The following is an 18032-nucleotide window of genomic DNA, read 5'->3' as shown; positions in this document are numbered from 1 at the left end:
AGAATCACAAATGTGATCCTTCTTCTCTTGTATTTCGCTTTAATGAAAAATGGTCTGGCACTGGATCTTTACCCGTTTCAGACCAAGGATGGCAACGTAAAATCCGAGCCAAGCCCATCAAAACTCCCTTGAAGCCATGTTTTTCAATAGCCTGAATCATGTAGTTGGAACAAGTCGGTTCAAAGCGACAAGAGGGTGGAAAGGCTGGGGAGATAAAACGTTGGTAAAAGCGCACTGGCGCAATTAAGATTTTTTTCATTATTTATTATTTGTTACAGCCATGGTGTGTAGCTGGCTGATTTCTTTTTTATTGAGACGGCGTGATTCTCCTGGACGAAGTCCTGTCAAGTCTAAATGTCCAAAACGTGTCCGAGACAACTTATCGACTTGGAGCCCAACTGCTTCAAACATCTTTTTAACCTGATGATTGCGTCCTTCATGAATGGTTAGCTGGACAACCGAACGGTTTTTTACAGGATCTACTTTTAGAATTTCGTAAACAGCTGGCTTGGTTTTCTTGCCATCAATCTCAACTCCACGAGTCAAGGGACGAAGATTTTCCTTGTTAGCCACACCTTTAACACGCGCGACATAAACCTTGTCAATCTCATTACGAGGGTGAATCATCTCATCTGTAAAGTCCCCATCATTGGTCAAAATCAAGACACCTGATGTATCCCAGTCCAAACGTCCCACAGGGTAGATACGTTCTTTCACATTAGGCAAGAGGTCGACAACAGTCTTGCGCCCTTTATCATCTGTCACGCTGGAAATCACACCACGTGGTTTATTGAGCAGATAATAGACCTTTTCTTCGTTGTAGATGGGTTGACCTTCAACTTCTACCTTGTCACCAGACTTGATGGTCGTTGCGAGTTCACGTACTACATCACCGTTGACAGTCACCAAGCCTTGCTTGATCAACTCTTCTGCTTTTCTCCTACTGGCCACACCTGCGTGGGCAATATATTTATTGATTCTCATCTTCTTCTATCCTTTCACCAAATAATTGGCTTTCTTGTGCTTGAATGTCAAGCTCATTTATCACTGGCAATTCTTCCAGATGATTAATTCCCATGTAATCCAAGAAATAATCTGTGCTTACATAAAGATTTGGGCGACCCAAAACCTCTTTTTTCCCGTCTTCCTTTATCAGATCAAAAGCCTGCAACTTTGCTAAGGCTCCACTTGAATTAACCCCACGGATGGCATCAATTTCTATCCGTGTGATAGGCTGCTTATAAGCAATGATGGACAAGGTTTCTAGCGCAGCTCGAGATAGACTCTGGTTGATGGGCGCCTTAGAATATTCTTTCAAAATAGCTGCAAATTGAGGCTTGGTTACCAATCTGTAGGCACCACCTGTCTCAATCAAGGCTAAACTGGAATCTGGGTCTTTTTCATACTTTTGGACTAACTTTTCTAAGCTTTGCTGAATCCCAGTCGGTGGCAAAGAAAGGAGCTCAGCCAACTGACGAATCCTTATCCCCTCTTCACCCGCTACAAACAAGAGCGCTTCTATTTCTGCTAAAGTACTCATATTTCCTCTCTATCAAGATCGACTCTGCTCTACTTGATTTTCGTCTTTCTTTTTCATGAGATAGATATCTCCAAAGCTCTCTTTTTGGATTAAGAGAATTTCTTGGGTTTTAATCAACTCCAAGGTCGCTAAAAAGAGCGTGATGACCTCTTGTAAATCCTTGGTTTCTTTAAACAAATCTTGCAAGCATAATTGTTGACCTTCAACCAAAGCTTCTCGGACGATAACCATCATATCCTCAATCTTGTACTCATCTCGTAAAATGGTTGTATGATTTTGCGAGAATTCTTCTTTTTTCTTAGAAAGCAAGTTTGAAAAGGCTAAGAAAAGATCGATAGTAGTCTTATCGTGGACAAGTTCAGCATCCTCATAAATCAACTCTGTCGGCGCTTTTGAGTAATACTGAGCTCGTTCTTGATGCTTGGCTTCCAACTGCTCTCCCAAAAGTTTAAACTTGCGGTATTCTTCGATTTGAGAAAGGAGGTCCTGCTCCAGGTCATCCTCTAGGTCTGTCACTTCTGCAACCTTTGGCAAGAGCTTGCGACTCTTGATCAGCATGAGTTGACTAGCCATGACCATGTACTCACCTGCGACTTCCAAACGCATAGCTTGTAATGTCGAGATATAGGCTAGATATTGCTCGATAACCTCTGTAATCGGCACATCATAGATATCCATCTGGTACTTTGAAACCAAGTGCAAAAGAAGATCCAAAGGCCCTTCAAAATCTTTTAATTTAATATCCATTATCTATATTTTTCCAAGGTCATGACTGTCTTTAATCCTAATTTTTTAGCAATTTCGTACAAGTCAACCTTTTCTTCGATTTGTCTTAAGATGAACTGTTCTCTCAATCCTTGGGCAGATAAGTCTGAAAAACCATTTTCCTTTAGAAAGGCTTCTAACTGACGAAAGGCCCACTGACGGGAGTATGGCTTCCCAGATTTTTCAAAGAGATAGGTCTGCCCCATCAAGGGTTCTAACTCTGCAAGCAAGTTTGTGGGAAGGCTCAAGATTCTTTGTTGAGAAGCTTTATTGATTCTCAATACTTGAAAGTCTAGATTCACATCACTTGTTTTTATGGCTAGAATTTCACTAGGCAAGAGGCCCAATTCAACTATCAATAAGGCTATTAAACGCCCTTCTGGATAGGTACTTTCTTGCCAGAAAGAACTGAGGTCTAAAAGTTCTGACTGAACTTGCTTTTTCTCAGCCTGTTTTGGCAATTCTAAACGATAAAAGGTAGCAATTTTCCCCTTCTGGTATAAAAAGTAAAGAAATTGATTGCAAGCAGAAACCTTGCGCTTTTGGGCACTAATTTTAAAATTTGATAGTTGAGCTTGGTAGATTTTTAAACTTGTCTCAGAGATTCGTTCTCCAATCAAATCTAAAAACTGCTCCAAGTCATACTTATAGGATTGCTTAGAATTCACAGACAAACCTTGTTTTTCTTCTAAAAATGCTGAAATTCCTTCTCTCATTTGCTTCGAATCTCATATTCCTTACTAAAGTCATGCAAGAGAGCATTGACAGCCTTTAGGATTGATTTCCGTGTGATAATGCCTTGGAAGATACCATCCTTGTCAACGACTGGTAGGAAAGACTCATCCACTAACTTATGCAAAACATCCGTCAGTGTATAGTCTGGACTGACAACTGCTACGTCCTTCTTGGTCATGTGTACGATATCCGTATCTGCCATGGCTTCCTGACTCAAGTCCTGCTCCATCTGGTAGGCCAGAATGTCTCTAAGTCCAATGGTTCCGACAAATTCTTTCTCATCAGTCACTACTGGCACTCTGGTATAGGTCATCTGGCTAAGGAGGAGAATTGCATGATCTGCATTGTGGCTATCAATGAGTACAGCCAAATTTTCAGCAGGAGTTAAAAAGGTTTCCTCTTGCTCCAGTAAAAACTGTTCAAATTCTTTGGCAATCATCGAGCAAACTCCTTGGATAAGCCTGGATAGACCTCATGGTTACGGGTCAAAAAGTCCACTTTAAAGTAGCTATCATCAATCTCTACACGGGCATAGAGACATTCTCTGATGGTCCCACGTGGCTGACTGATAGAACCAGGATTTAAAAAGAGGGTCTTTCCTTCCATCCAAGCATTCGGAACATGCAAGTGACCATAAAGACAAATATCCGCATCTTCTTCCTGCGCCCAGAAATCAAGCTTTTGGAAATTGAAGTTAATATCAAATAAGTGTCCATGGGTCTGGATGATCTTGGTAGGACCCAGTTGAGTCACCAAGCGTTCTGGATAATCTGAATAAAAGTCCATATTTCCTCTGACGACCTGGATTCCTTCCCAGAGGGGTGAATCTGGGCGAAGCTCAGAGTCACCATCGTGAAAAATGGCATCGACTTTCCCTAGATAACGGTCACGGATTTCTTCTACAATCAAGCTATCTCCGTGGGAGTCACTCATTACAATGATGGTTTGCTTTGCCATGATGGAAACACCTCCAAAAGTTTCTTAACGGCTAAGGCACGGTGAGATTGACTATTTTTTTCTTCAAGGGTTAATTCAGCTGATGACTTGCCTGTTTCTCCTACTAGGAAAAGAGGATCATAGCCAAAACCATTTTCACCCTTAGGTTCAAAGTTAATGTAGCCTGGCCAATCAGCTTCGACCACCAAGCTTTCCTTACCTGGGCTAGCTACAACCAGGGTGGTGTGGAATTGTGCCGAACGGTCCTTTAGTTCAAAGACCATGGCTAATTCGTGCAAGAGTTTAGCATTATTTTCTTGGTCAGTAGCCCCTACTCCTGCAAATCGAGCCGACCAGACACCTGGTAATCCACCGAGGACATCGACTTTAAGACCAGAATCATCTGCTAGAACCATCTTGCCTGTCAATTTGGAGATGGTTTCAGCCTTAAGGCGAGCATTTTCTTCAAAGGTCATACCAGTTTCAGCAACTTCAGGTAGATCAGGATAGTCATTGAGATTTTCTACATCATAACCTAGCTTATCAAAGATAGCACGAAATTCCTTGGTCTTGCCCTCGTTACGAGTCGCGATCAACAAGGTTTCTCTGACCTTATTTGTCTCAAAGAAATCTTGAACGTTGACTCCTTCTTTAGGCAATTCGACATGCAGAAGTTGACCATTTTCAACTAAGAGCAAGGCACCCTGACGTTGAATGACTTCTAAGTTTCGGTCCGCTTCTTGGTTGAGAATATCTACCACAAAGGAGAGTAGTCGATAGGCTGAACCATATCGTAAAACAGTGACTGAAAGCGGAAATCCTCGCTCCTCATCTCGAAAGATTTTGGCTAAATCAAACAAAGGAAACTCTAAGTCATCATCCGTCAAAGTCCGAATGCCACCAAAAACACTGTAGGACCCGACATACCAGTCCTGGTCGTCCTTGTATTCATAAATTTTGTTTGTCATAATGTTACATGCTCCACATGAATCTCTTTTTCCAGCCATTCTGCTCCTATCTGGGCAAAACTTTGGCTATTTGCAGTTGTATAAAAACGGTGTTGAAGGGGCGCCGCATCTCGGCTACGGTTAATCTCAAAGTAATTGAGCAAGACTGAGATATCACGTACACACTCAGCTCCACTATCGATCAGCTGAACCTTAGGTCCCATGACATTTTGGATGATAGGTCTAAGGAGCGGATAATGGGTACAGCCCAAAATTAAGCTATCTACTTTTCCGACTAAGGGACGCAAAGTTTCATAAACAACTTTCTTGGTCACACTGGTCGATAGAGCACCTGACTCGACCAAGGGAGCAAACTTAGGACAAGCCAAGCTTTCCACTTGTAAATCTGGGTCTAGATCATGAATCTTTTGTCGATAAATATCTGATTTTACCGTCATCGGGGTTCCAATCACACCGATTTTCCCACCTTGACTTGCTTTAATAGCTGCTGATGCACCAGGCAAAATCACACCCAGCACCGGAATATCCAACTTAGCTTTAATCTCTTCCCAGACGACTGCCGTTGCTGTATTACAAGCAATGACAATCATCTTAACATCCTTGGTCAAAAGAAAGTTGACCAGCTGCCAAGTATATTCACGAATCTGCTCAGCAGGACGGGGACCATAGGGAGCCCGTGCCGAATCTCCAATATAGACGATTTCTTCATGGGGAAGCTGGCGCATGAGTTCACGCACAACCGTCAAGCCTCCGACACCCGAATCCAAAAAACCAATCGGTCGATTATCCATACAGTCTTCTTTCTAGTATTTTTTCTGATTGATAGTTCATTATCATTACATTTCTTCCTGAAATTTCTGACAGACTGGGTAGCTCCCGACTGTCTCCCTCTTAATCATAATCAAATATCAATAGAATGCAAGGAAAAAGTCTTGTCTCTAAATATCAGTCAAACATAGTGAGAAGTCTGGAACTTTCATCCCAGACTTTTCCTATTTATTTCTTTTTATTGTTAGCAAGGGCTGCTTTTTGTTGGCGAATGATTTGGTGGTAAACTTGTTGTACTTTAGCTTCGCTTGGCTTTTGACCGCTTGCACTCAACAGAGTACGAACTGCTTCTGCATTCAAACGTGGGTTATCCGCAAATTCTTTTTCGATTTGCTTGCGCACCAAGTACATACCTCCAAGAGCTCCTCCTAGAAAAGCTAAAAGAATCAATACAATTGCTAAAATAAGGTTCATAACATTTCTCCTGTTTCTTTTTGAATCTTCTATATTATACCATAAAGTCCCACGCCTGACTAGTTTGAGTTACGCTTTCATAAGGGTTGGTAATTACTCAGATTATTTTTTATCTCTGATCTTTTTCAATAGAATTAAAAAGAACTAAAATTTGGTAAAATAAAGTCATTTCTCCTGAAAGCCCTTGCAATAGTTTTGTTTATTTGTTATATTAAGATTATCTGAAAAAATCACACATATTTCTGCAAGACTTATTTTTTTAAAAGAGAATGTATGCGCTTACAGATTTGAGAAAGGAGAATTTTGTGGATAAGAGATATTGGGAAAAATCCTGTAAGTATAGCATCCGCAAACTAAGTGTCGGAGCTGCCTCTGTTTTACTTGGTGCTGTTTTTTTAGCAGCACAGGGTGTAGCCGCTGATGGTGTCGAGATTCCGGAAAGTGAGGCAACCATTACTGAAACCTCTGCTAAACCGGATACCAAAGTTGAGGAAGTTGTTACTTCTAACACAGAGACTCAGCCTGTAGCTGAATCAGCTGAAAAGCAAACAAACCCAGGGACAGAACTACCTCAAACTAGTAGTCAGTCAGAGACAAGTGCTACTACCGCCCCTGCTGACAATAAGGAGAGCGAGAAACCAGAATTTCCTGTGAACAAGCAAGAACATTACGAACTACATTACAACCAACCAACTGCTCCTTCCTATGATGGATGGGAAAAACAAGCCCTGCCAGTCGGAAATGGAGAAATGGGTGCCAAGGTTTTCGGACTCATCGGTGAAGAAAGAATCCAGTACAACGAAAAAACACTTTGGTCTGGAGGCCCACAGCCAGATAGTCAAGACTACAATGGAGGAAACTACAAGGACCGCTACAAAGTCTTAGCTGAAATCCGTAAGGCCCTAGAGGACGGTGATCGTCAAAAAGCCAAACAACTAGCAGAGAGAAATTTGGTTGGGCCAAATAATGCCCAATACGGTCGCTACCTAGCCTTCGGTGATATCTTCATGGTCTTTAATAACCAGAAGAAGGGCTTGGAAAATGTTACTGACTATCATCGTGGCTTAGACATTTCTGAAGCTATCACAACTACCTCCTATACTCAAGATGGGACAAGTTTCAAACGAGAAACCTTCTCTAGTTATCCAGACGACGTCACTGTTACCCACTTGACTAAAAAGGGAGATAAGACGCTTGATTTTACCCTTTGGAATAGCTTGACTGAAGATTTGATTGCTAACGGAGACTATTCTTGGGAGAATTCTAAGTACAAACAAGGGACTGTGAGCGTTGATTCTAATGGTATTTTACTCAAGGGAACTGTCAAAGATAATGGTCTGAAATTTGCTTCCTATCTTGGTATCAAGACTGACGGACAAGTCACTGCTCAAGATGGTTATTTGACTGTCACTGGAGCCAGTTATGCAACACTGCTACTCAGTGCCAAGACTAATTTTGCTCAAAATCCAAAAACCAATTACCGCAAGGATATTGATATAGAAAAAACTGTCAAATCTATCGTAGAAGCTGCTAAAGCCAAAGACTATGAGACTCTGAAAAATGATCACATCAAGGATTACCAAAGCCTTTTCAATCGTGTTCAACTAAACCTCGGCGGTAGCAAGTCTAACCAAACTACAAAAGAAGCTCTCCAAACCTATAATCCAACAAAAGGTCAAAAGCTAGAAGAACTCTTCTTCCAATACGGACGTTACCTACTGATCAGTTCTTCTCGTAATCGGACAGATGCCCTCCCTGCCAACTTGCAAGGAGTCTGGAATGCTGTAGATAATCCACCTTGGAACTCAGACTACCACCTCAATGTCAACCTACAGATGAACTATTGGCCTGCCTACATGAGCAATCTCGCAGAAACAGCTAAGCCAATGATCAATTATATTGATGACATGCGCTATTATGGTCGTATCGCTGCTAAAGAATACGCAGGTATCGAATCCAAAGAAGGTCAAGAAAACGGTTGGTTGGTTCATACTCAGGCGACACCATTTGGCTGGACAACTCCAGGCTGGAATTACTATTGGGGTTGGTCTCCAGCTGCCAATGCTTGGATGATGCAGAACGTCTATGACTACTACAAATTCACCAAGGATGAAACCTATCTCAAAGAAAAGATCTATCCAATGCTCAAGGAAACAGCCAAGTTCTGGAATTCCTTCTTGCACTACGACAAGGCTAGTGACCGCTGGGTTTCTTCTCCATCCTACTCACCAGAACATGGAACTATCACGATTGGGAATACCTTTGACCAATCTCTAGTTTGGCAGCTATTCCACGACTATATGGAAGCAGCCAATCATCTGAAGGTCGACCAAGCTTTGGTGACAGAAGTGAAAGCTAAATTTGATAAGCTCAAACCACTTCATATCAACCAAGATGGTCGTATCAAGGAGTGGTTTGAGGAAGACAGCCCACAATTCACCAACGAAGGCATTGAAAACCATCACCGCCACGTTTCTCATCTAGTTGGACTCTTCCCAGGTACTCTATTTGGCAAGGATCAGCCTGAATATCTAGAAGCTGCACGCGCAACCCTCAACCACCGTGGAGATGGTGGTACTGGTTGGTCTAAGGCCAATAAAATCAACCTCTGGGCCCGTCTCCTAGATGGAAATCGTGCCCACCGTTTGTTGGCAGAACAGCTCAAATCTTCAACCCTAGAAAACCTCTGGGATACCCACGCGCCTTTCCAAATTGATGGAAACTTTGGTGCAACCAGCGGTATGGCAGAAATGCTCCTTCAGTCTCACACAGGCTACATTGCCCCATTACCAGCCCTTCCAGATGCATGGAAAGATGGTCAAGTCTCAGGCTTAGTTGCTCGTGGTAACTTTGAAGTCAGCATGAAATGGAAAGAGAAAAATCTTGAAACGCTATCTTTCCTTTCTAATGTTGGTGGAGACTTAGTCGTAGACTATCCAAATATCGAATCTAGTATTATCAAGATTAATGGCAAGGAAGTTCAAGCTAGTCGCCTCAAAGATAACCGTATCCAACTTGCGACTCAAAAAGGTGATGTCATTACCTTTGAAAACTTCCCTGGACGAGTGACTCGCTTATCAGCCCTTCGAAAAGATTCCGTCACAGCTGAACTCGACTTTAACACAGTTGAGGGAGCAAGTCATTATGTCATCCGACGAGAAAGTAAGGATGAAAACAGTCAAACTCCTAGCGTTCGTGAGTTTATCACCAACCAAACTCACTTCATCGATCGCTCGATTGATTCTAGCCATGCCTATACTTATACCGTTAAGGCTATGCTAGGGGATCGTACAACACCAGTTTCAGATCCTGCTTCTATCGATGCCTTCAGTGAGTTGATGGATGACCGTGACAAGCGCATCCAGTACGGCTCAGCTTATGGAAACTGGGCTGACGCAGAACTCTTTAGTGGAACAGAGAAATACGCCGATATTTCAAATGGAAATTACTCCGATAAGGATGCGACTGCAACTATTCCTTTCAATGGACCTGGTATTGAAATCTACGGTCTCAAGTCTTCTCAATTGGGACTTGCTGAGGTTACAATCGATGGCAAATCTGTTGGAGAACTTGACTTCTATACAGCAGGAGCAACTGAAAAAGGTGTATTGATAGGACGTTACACAAATCTTTCTTCAGGTTCTCACCTCATGACTATTACTGTTAAACGCGAACATAAGGGACGAGGAAGTGAACGCTCAAAAATTTCTCTCGATTACTTCAAAGTCTTCCCAGGCCAAGGAGCAACTGTTGAGAAAATCGACGACCGTGACCCTCGTATCCAGTATGGTTCCATGTTTAAGGATTGGAGCGATGCAGAACTCTATGCTTCTACAGAGAAGTATGCTGACATCAACGCTGATGATAGCCTCGCTTCTGAAGCCACTGCAACCATTCCATTCTCTGGAACAGGTATCCGAATCTATGGATTAAAAACAGCATCACTAGGCAAGGCACTTGTCACACTCGATGGCAAAGAAATGCCAGCCCTTGATTTCTACACTCCGGGAGCGACTGAAAAAGGTGCATTAATTGGCGAATTTACCAATCTAGCAGATGGCGATCACGTTCTTACTTTGAAAGTCGATCCAAATTCTCCAGAAGGACGAAAGAAAGTTTCTCTCGATTCCTTTGATATCTTAAAAGCTCCGTCCGTATCACTCGATAGTCCAAGCCTTGACCCTATTAATTCCAAAGATAAGACTGTTACCTTAACCCTACCAACTGGCAATTGGGATGGAGTCGCTGTGACCTTCCCTGGTATCAAAGATCCTCTTCTACTCAGAAAAGTCGATGATGGCCATCTTGTCACATCAGGTGAACAAACTGTTCTAACCATTAAGGATAACAAGGTCCAACTAGACATTCCTGATGCTACAGATCGTAAAGCTGGTAATTCGATAGAAGCTTATGCCATCCAAGATACAACAACTACTAGTCCTGTTGTAACTGTCTTTCCTAAGGACGAAACTGCTCCAGTTGAAGAAAAAATCTTTACAAGCAAAGGGGATGAGCCTGCTCCAGTAGTAACCATTCCTGAGTACACAGATCCTATTGGTACTGCTGGTGAGCAGGAGGCACCTACTGTGAAAAGACCTGAATACACTGGTCCTATCGGAACTGCTGGTGAGCAGGAGGCACCTACTGTAGAAACTCCTGAATACACTGGTCCTATCGGAACAGTTGAGGATCAAGAGGCACCTACTGTGGAAAGACCTGAATACACTGGTCCTATCGGAACTGCTGGTGAGCAGGAGGCACCTATTGTGGAAATTCCTGAATACACTGGTCCTATCGGAACTGCTGGTGAGCAGGAGGCACCTACTGTGGAAATTCCTGAATACACTGGTCCTATCGGAACAGTTGGAGATCAAGAGGCACCTACTGCGGAAAGACCTGAATATACCAAACCTATTGGAACAGGTAGTGGTCAAGCCTCGCCAAGTAACACAGTTCCTGAGTTTAAACTCAAAGTATTGAAAGACAAGACTACAAGAGTTCAAGTTATTAGTGGCACAACTGAACTAGGAGGCGCAAGCTACCTCGACAGTCAAAAAGTTGAAAATAAAGAACTCTTGGGCAAGAAATACGATGCTTTCGCTCTTCAACTCAAGGATAAAGATGGACAGCCAGTTCAACCAAAAGGTGCTGTACTCGTTCGACTACCAGTATCCGGTGATATTCAAGAACTCTATCAATTAACTTCAACAAATGAATTAAAACCACAAGAATTCACCATTCGAGACGGTATGATTGAGTTTATTACTTTTGACGTGAGCACCTACGCTATTGTCTACAAGACAGAAGGCTCAACTGTTAAACCTGTCCCAGCTCATACGGAAGAAAGAAATCTAGAAACCACAAAACCATTGGTTGAAAGTAATGAAGCCAATGATCAGGTCTCTACGAATGATAAACAACTCCCAGCCACAGGTGAACAAGCTAGCTCTCTCCTCTTTATAGCAGGTCTCAGCCTAGCCCTCTCAGCTACTTTCTTACTAAAAGGTAAGAAAAATTAAACATTGTCCCCCTAGGAATATAGATTTATTCCGCTATAAAAAAGGATGGACAATGTACTGACCCCAAAAAGTTAGACAATTAATTTAATCAAAGGATTTAGTTCTGTATTGTACAGGACTAAGTCCTTTTAGTTTTACCTTAATTCGTTTGTTGTTGTAGTAATCAATATAGTCTACAATAGCTTGTTCCAAGTGCTCAAGTGACTGAAACGTATTCTCATAACCATAAAACATTTCAGACTTAAGAATGCCAAAGAAAGATTCCATCATACCGTTATCTGGGCTATTTCCCTTACGTGACATAGATGGTTGGATTCCCTTATTCTTTAAAAAATGATGATAGAAATCGTGTTGGTATTGCCATCCTTGGTCACTATGGAGAATTGTATTTTCGTAATGGTTCTCTGTAAAGGCTTGTTCTAGCATAGCTTTCATTTGTACTAAGTTCGGCGAAGTAGAAAGATTGTAGGAGATAATTTCGCTGTTAAAGCCATCTAAAACTGGTGATAAATAAAGTTTCTGGCTGCTTGCTGGAATGGCAAATTCTGTCACATCTGTGTAGCACTTTTGCATTGGTTTGGTTGCTTCAAATTGACGTTGAATAAGGTTATCTGCTTTCTTGCCAACCTCTCCTTGGTATGAAGAATACTTCCGTTTACGGCGAATTCGAGCCGTTAAACTAAGTACTTTCATAAGACGCTGCACCTTCTTATGGTTCACTACGAAGCCACGATTTCGTAATTCTAGAGTTATGCGACGATAGCCGTAATTTCCGTTATGCTCAGTATAAATTGACTGAATTTCAGCTTTAATATCATAATCCTTATCGCTTTGATCCAGCTGTTTTAAGTGGTAATAATAGGTTGAACGGGCAAGCTTAATAATCTTTAGAAGGATATCTAAAGAAAACTCTGTTACCAGTCCTTGAACAATTTCCGTTTTTCTTCTTGCTCCTTTTCGTCCCTCAATCGGAGTTCTCTCAACTTTTTTAGAATGGCATTCTCCGCTCTCAAGTACTCATTTTCTGCTTGAAGACGTTCTAATTCTGTCATATCTTCAAATCTCTTCTTTGGCTTACATCCCATTTTAGGCGGTCTCCCTCTTGTTTTCTCAACAATAGTATACCCGTTTTTCTTATATTGTGCCAGCCAATTCGAAAGTAATCCACTACTTGGAAGAGCATAATCCAGAGACACCCTAATTTGTGAACGTCCCTCAAGAAGAACTTTATCAATGATCTCTTGTTTTAGTTCAGAAGAATAGTAACAATTCTTTCCTTTTTTGACGATTTCTATTCCATAACGATTAATCAATTTAATCATGTACTGAAGATTAGAAATGTTTATCCCAAATTGATTTGAAAGTTGTCTAAAGCTCTCTCCTTTCTTTCTTAATTCATATATTTGAACTTTATCTTCATAAGTTAATTTCATAATAAAAACACCCCAAAAGTTAGATTTTTATGTCTAACTTTTGGGGTGCAGTTCAAAATCATTCCATCCTTTTTCTATTTCAATAATATACTACAAATCAAATCCTATTCACATCTTTTGTAAATGATTTGGTGGGGTAGATAAGTGGTAGAACAAGTCTTGATGTTCTACCGTTTTTTTATAATCACTATTTCCGTTTTCTTGCAATTAGGTGAATCGGTGTTCCTTCAAAGACAAAGGCCTTGCGGATTTGATTTTCCAAGAAACGCAAGTAAGAGAAGTGCATGAGCTCTTCTTCGTTGACAAAGATGACAAAGGTTGGTGGTTTGGTTGCAACTTGGGTCGCATAGAAGATTTTGAGGCGTTTTCCTTTGTCTGTCGGTGTTGGGTTGATGGCGATAGCATCCATAATCACATCATTCAAGACAGCTGATGGAATACGGGTATTTTGACTCTCGCTGATTTGCTTAATCATCTCAGGCAACTTGTGGAGACGTTGCTTGGTCAAAGCTGAAACAAAGATAATCGGTGCGTAAGGCAGGTATTGAAACTGCTCACGGATATCCTCTTCCCAGTTTTTCATGGTGTGGTTATCTTTTTCAAGAGTATCCCACTTATTGACCACGATAATCATCCCTTTACCAGCTTCGTGGGCAAATCCAGCGATACGCTTGTCATACTCACGAATACCTTCCTCGGCATTGAGAACCATCAAAACTACATCTGAACGGTCAATAGCACGCATAGCACGCATAACCGAGTATTTCTCAGTATTTTCATAGACTTTACCTGACTTACGCATACCAGCCGTATCAATCATGGTAAACTCTTGACCGTCAGCATCTGTAAAATGGGTATCAATGGCATCACGAGTGGTACCAGCAACAGGGCTGGCAATGACGCGATCTTCTCCCAAAATGGCATTAATCAAGCTAGATTTTCCAACATTTGGACGACCAATCAAGCTGAATTTAATAACATCTGGATTTTCTTCTTCAACTTCATGTGGGAGGTTTTCCACAATAGCATCCAGCACATCCCCTGTCCCGATACCGTGAACAGATGAGATAGGCAGCGGTTCACCCAATCCAAGAGCATAGAAATCATAGATATCATTTCGCATCTCTGGATTGTCCACCTTGTTAACGGCTAAGATGACTGGTTTATGAGTTTTATAAAGTTTACGGGCAACGTATTCGTCCGCATCTGTAATTCCTTCTTTACCAGACACGACAAAGACGATAACATCAGCTTCTTCCATGGCAATTTCTGCCTGGTGCTTGATTTGTTCCATGAAAGGCGCATCGACATCATCGATACCCCCAGTATCAATCATACTAAAAGAACGATTGAGCCACTCACCTGTGGCATAGATACGATCTCGCGTTACACCTTCAATATCTTCTACGATTGAGATGCGTTCTCCCGCGATACGGTTAAATAGGGTTGATTTCCCAACATTGGGACGCCCTACAATGGCAACAGTTGGTAAGGCCATGTTTTCTCACTTTCTACAATAACTTCTTCTGCTCAAGATTTTCTCGAGTCGAGCTTGGTTCTGGATTGCCGAATTGCTCCGCTAAACGTTGACTCCAAGTGGTAGTCGCACGCGCACCTGCATATTCAGTCTGTACACGGTCATAGGCTTTAATTGCCTCAGTTGACTGTTCTTGGTATTCTTCCTCAAAGACAACATTCTCTAGGGGCAGTCTTGGTTTTACATCATGCTGTTGATTTGGCACACCGAGTGCAATCCCAAAGACTGGATAGGTATAGTCAGGAAGCTTGAACAATTCTGCTAACTCAACAGACTTGTAACGCACCAAACCGATAATCACTCCACCATAGCCTAAGCTTTCTGCCGCAAGCAAGGCATTTTGTCCAGCCAAAGCCGCATCTACTGAAGTGATGAGGAGTCCTTCCACCCCTTGAGGTTGGAAAACATCCGTATGAAGACGAGCCCCTTTTTCTGCACGGTTTAGATCACCAACAAAAAGTAAAAATGCTGCAGACTGGCGAATCGCTTCCTGAGGAACTAGCTCAAATAAGGCGTCCTTCTTTTCTTGACTTCTGACAAGAATGACCGAGTAGGATTGGAAATTTTTCCAAGAAGAAGCCATTTGGGCAGCTGTCAAAATCTCATTTAAGTCTGCTTGGGGAATCTCTTGCTCCTTAAATCTGCGCACGGAAGTGTGAGCTTTCATTACTTTGATTGTTTCTGTCATCGGCGATTTTCTCCTTCAAGTCTTGTTTCCTCTGCTAAATAACGAATGCGTTCCATGACGCGTCTAGCTTCCCAGGTTTCGTCATTTCCGTTTTTCCCTTTAGCGAAATGCTTCTCCAAATCTTCAAAGTTGAAGTTGGAGGTAAAAAAGGTTGGCAAATCTTCCTGCATACGATATTGGAGAATGACCTGCAGGATCTCGTCACGCACCCAAGCTGTTGATTGCTCAGCACCAATATCATCCAAAATCAAGACTTCAGCAAGCTTAATCTCATCCACCAAGGTCTTGACATTGCCATCACCGATGGCATTTTTGACATCGATGACAAAGCTCGGATAGTGGAGGAGCGTTGATGAAACACCACGTTTTTCTGACAAATCATGGGCTAGGGCAGCCACCATGAAACTTTTACCCACACCAAAGTCTCCATATAAGTAGAGACCTTTTCGAATAGCTGGATATTGCTCCACAAAGGCTAGGAGCTTTTCAAAAACTGGCAAGCGCCCCAAATCATCCAAGTCTACTTGAGCTAAACTAGCCTTCTTGAGACTAGCTGGAAGATTGATTAGCTTGAGACGGTTTTTAATCGCCGCTTCTTTTTCTGCTGCAATTAGCTCTGGAGTCTCTTCATAAGAGACATCTGCATAGCCATGGTTCATGACTAGGATAGGTTTGTAGCCACGCGCGATATAGTCTGTATCTCCTCGGAGGAACTTATCTCTCTCAGTGATGTATTGGTTAAACTTGGAAATACTACGGTTTAACTCCTCCTGACTGAGTGATTCTTTCTGGATAAAGGCTGCAACATCAGGGTCCTTCACAATTTGCTGGACTAAATCCTGATACTGAAATCGGCTTGGTTGACGCTTGAGCACGTCTCCGACACTTTCCATCTAGTCTCCTCCTTTTTCTAATCGAGCTAACATTTCTTTTTTCTTACGTTCTAGTTCTAAGCGAGTTTCTTCGCTAGTTTCATTCTTATATTCAGGATTGCTCCATTTAGGCACATTGGTTTTTGCTGGGGCAGTCTGATTCTGCTTTTGCGTTTTTGCTTTTTGGCCACGTTCACGAATTCGGAGGACAGCCTCCTCAGCACTACGGATATTTTGATAGGCGTAGTCATTAGCTACCTTCATGGCGTATTTTTCATTGATATTGGCCGAATCAACCTTATTAAAGGTCAGGAGCAAGATAACATTAATCACTTCATCCAGCAAGCCCAAGGCAGCCATCTGCTGGAGCAGGTCCCGTTCAGTCTGAGTAATACTTCCCTTGCGGGTCTGCTTAATCTCAGCAAGGAACTGCAAGGCTGTCTTTCTCTTAGCCTCTCGGATAATGGTTGCCTCCTTGGGACTAAAGTCAGAAGTCACAGGCTTTTGCGCTATCTTTTCACGGATGCGTTTGACAGAAATCACTTGCGACATTGCTGTCGCTTTGGCTACTTGATAAGTTTCAAACCAAGTCCACCTCTGCTCGTCTGCTATTGCAAACAAGGCCAAAACATCCGAAGTCTCATCTTGAAAACGAAGACCATCACGGGCCATGAGCTGACGAAAATGCTCCAAATCAAAATCATCTGCTAGAGGCTGACTGCTAGAGGTTTCTTGACTAGCAGACTCGGATAACTGAGGGAAGATTTGACTCAAGGCCACCGAGATAGGTTCCCCTTCAACACTTTCCTGTCTCATGGCTGCAACCGCACTATCCCCAATCATTTTTTCTAACAAGGTCCGATAAACTGTATGTTGTAAAAATTCTTGAGTCGATAGGGGAGAATGAAGTAACAAGTTATAAGACTCCCCCTGTTGATAGAGGGTCACCAATTTCATGGCTGTCAGAGTTTTAAAAGCCTTTAAAAGACTATCCATCCCAAAATTCAAATGATTGAGCATGGCTGCAAAGAGATGCTCCTTTTGACCATCATCCCAAAAAATCACAGCATAAAGATAGAGGCTCAGCGCCTCCTGACCGATAATCGGGAGGTAGCACTGCACCATTGATGAGGTATCTTGCGACACCCGATTATTCTTTACAAAAGAAAAACGGTCATTTGGCTTCATTTATTTTTCCTTTTTCTTTTTAGAGGATTGTGTAATCTGCTGGAGTAGGCTTTCAAGCTCACTCACATCCTTAAAACTACGGTAAACACTGGCAAAACGGACATAAGTAATCTCATCTAGCTCTGCCAACTCTTCCATAACCAAGGAACCAATAACCTCACTCTGAATTTCATTTTCATTGCGACTACGGAGTTTTTGTTCGATGCGATTGACCACCATGCCAATCTCATCACTAGACACTGGACGTTTCTGGGCTGAGCGAATAATCCCGTTAAAGATTTTATCTCTTGAAAATTGTTCCCGTGTACCATCTTTTTTGACCACAACCAGCGTTCTCTCTTCAACACGTTCATAGGTTGTAAAACGATGCTGGCACTCTTCACACTCACGTCTTCTTCTGATTGTATTTCCTTCTTCAGCCTGGCGACTATCGATCACACTTGATTTTGTAGCGCCACATTTTGGACAACGCATGCCTTTCCCTCCTTGTCGTTTTCTTTTCATTATACCATTTTTTAAGAGATTCCCAAAATAATTCTCCTTTTGGCTTGACAAGTTTTTTGTTTTGTTGTATTATTGAATTAACACAAAGGTAATTAGAAAGGAGAT

The 18032-nt window shown here is 42.0% G+C and carries 17 protein-coding genes; 1 reads left to right on the top strand and 16 read right to left on the bottom strand.

Annotated elements, in window-relative coordinates; genetic code table 11:
* Positions 1-4 precede the first annotated feature (4 nt).
* The 10 genes from yidD to AXE83_RS02165 all read right to left on the bottom strand — a co-directional run bounded on the left by yidD (position 5) and on the right by AXE83_RS02165 (position 6186).
* Positions 5-259, bottom strand: coding sequence for a membrane protein insertion efficiency factor YidD (yidD, locus tag AXE83_RS02210; protein ID WP_060955256.1), 255 nt, complete (start codon positions 257-259; stop codon positions 5-7).
* A complete protein-coding gene (locus AXE83_RS02205) occupies positions 259-984 on the bottom strand; it encodes a pseudouridine synthase (protein WP_060955255.1) in 726 nt (241 codons plus the stop codon). Before AXE83_RS02205 ends, yidD begins: the two co-directional genes overlap by 1 nt.
* Entirely contained in the window at positions 971-1540 is a 570-nt protein-coding gene (scpB, locus tag AXE83_RS02200; protein WP_060955254.1) for an SMC-Scp complex subunit ScpB, read from the bottom strand. Before scpB ends, AXE83_RS02205 begins: the two co-directional genes overlap by 14 nt.
* 12 nt (positions 1541-1552) lie before the next feature.
* On the bottom strand, positions 1553-2287 hold the full coding sequence (locus tag AXE83_RS02195) for a segregation/condensation protein A (RefSeq protein ID WP_060955253.1): 735 nt from the start codon (positions 2285-2287) through the stop codon (positions 1553-1555).
* Positions 2287-3021 carry a site-specific tyrosine recombinase XerD gene (gene xerD, locus AXE83_RS02190; protein WP_060955252.1) on the bottom strand — a complete coding sequence of 245 codons (735 nt, stop codon included), beginning with the start codon at positions 3019-3021 and terminating at the stop codon, positions 2287-2289. Before xerD ends, AXE83_RS02195 begins: the two co-directional genes overlap by 1 nt.
* The gene (cbpB, locus tag AXE83_RS02185) at positions 3018-3479 is read right to left on the bottom strand and encodes a cyclic-di-AMP-binding protein CbpB (RefSeq protein ID WP_060955251.1); all 462 of its coding nucleotides are present in this window, start codon (positions 3477-3479) and stop codon (positions 3018-3020) included. The genes xerD and cbpB overlap by 4 nt, the downstream gene beginning before the upstream one ends.
* On the bottom strand, positions 3476-3997 hold the full coding sequence (locus AXE83_RS02180; RefSeq protein ID WP_004251713.1) for a metallophosphoesterase: 522 nt from the start codon (positions 3995-3997) through the stop codon (positions 3476-3478). The genes cbpB and AXE83_RS02180 overlap by 4 nt, the downstream gene beginning before the upstream one ends.
* A complete protein-coding gene (locus AXE83_RS02175; protein WP_060955250.1) occupies positions 3973-4944 on the bottom strand; it encodes a nucleoside-triphosphate diphosphatase in 972 nt (323 codons plus the stop codon). The genes AXE83_RS02180 and AXE83_RS02175 overlap by 25 nt, the downstream gene beginning before the upstream one ends.
* On the bottom strand, positions 4941-5735 hold the full coding sequence (gene racE, locus AXE83_RS02170) for a glutamate racemase (RefSeq protein ID WP_049503242.1): 795 nt from the start codon (positions 5733-5735) through the stop codon (positions 4941-4943). Before racE ends, AXE83_RS02175 begins: the two co-directional genes overlap by 4 nt.
* Positions 5736-5940: 205 nt before the next feature.
* Complete coding sequence (locus AXE83_RS02165) at positions 5941-6186, bottom strand: YneF family protein (RefSeq protein ID WP_060955249.1); 246 nt, start codon at positions 6184-6186, stop codon at positions 5941-5943.
* 305 nt (positions 6187-6491) lie between these two features.
* Here AXE83_RS02165 and AXE83_RS10435 point away from each other — a divergent pair, with 305 nt between their 5' ends.
* Positions 6492-11705, top strand: coding sequence for an SIALI-17 repeat-containing surface protein (locus AXE83_RS10435; RefSeq protein ID WP_083500969.1), 5214 nt, complete (start codon positions 6492-6494; stop codon positions 11703-11705).
* 84 nt (positions 11706-11789) lie between these two features.
* On the opposite strand, the gene AXE83_RS10430 is transcribed toward AXE83_RS10435, so the two are convergent.
* The 6 genes from AXE83_RS10430 to nrdR all read right to left on the bottom strand — a co-directional run bounded on the left by AXE83_RS10430 (position 11790) and on the right by nrdR (position 17897).
* Positions 11790-13138 (bottom strand): IS3 family transposase gene (locus AXE83_RS10430; protein WP_150114512.1). Its coding sequence is split into 2 segments (ribosomal slippage): positions 11790-12697 and positions 12697-13138, totalling 1350 coding nucleotides; the frame shifts between segments, so codons are not numbered across the junction.
* Positions 13139-13325: 187 nt separating this feature from the next.
* Entirely contained in the window at positions 13326-14636 is a 1311-nt protein-coding gene (der, locus tag AXE83_RS02145) for a ribosome biogenesis GTPase Der (RefSeq protein WP_049508964.1), read from the bottom strand.
* Between the two features lie 13 nt (positions 14637-14649).
* Positions 14650-15363 (bottom strand): NADPH-dependent oxidoreductase, encoded by a 714-nt coding sequence (locus AXE83_RS02140; RefSeq protein ID WP_060955246.1) that lies wholly within the window; start codon positions 15361-15363, stop codon positions 14650-14652.
* The gene (dnaI, locus tag AXE83_RS02135; RefSeq protein WP_049549027.1) at positions 15360-16256 is read right to left on the bottom strand and encodes a primosomal protein DnaI; all 897 of its coding nucleotides are present in this window, start codon (positions 16254-16256) and stop codon (positions 15360-15362) included. Before dnaI ends, AXE83_RS02140 begins: the two co-directional genes overlap by 4 nt.
* Positions 16257-17423: a DnaD domain protein gene (locus tag AXE83_RS02130; protein ID WP_060955245.1), complete on the bottom strand. Its 1167-nt coding sequence runs from the start codon at positions 17421-17423 to the stop codon at positions 16257-16259. It abuts the gene before it with no gap.
* The gene (gene nrdR, locus AXE83_RS02125) at positions 17424-17897 is read right to left on the bottom strand and encodes a transcriptional regulator NrdR (RefSeq protein ID WP_001203674.1); all 474 of its coding nucleotides are present in this window, start codon (positions 17895-17897) and stop codon (positions 17424-17426) included.
* Positions 17898-18032 lie beyond the last annotated feature (135 nt).

The organism is Streptococcus sp. oral taxon 431 (genome assembly GCF_001553685.1).
GTDB lineage: Bacteria > Bacillota > Bacilli > Lactobacillales > Streptococcaceae > Streptococcus.
Note: the sequence above shows the minus strand (reverse complement) of the source record. Positions and strands in the feature narration are given on the sequence as shown.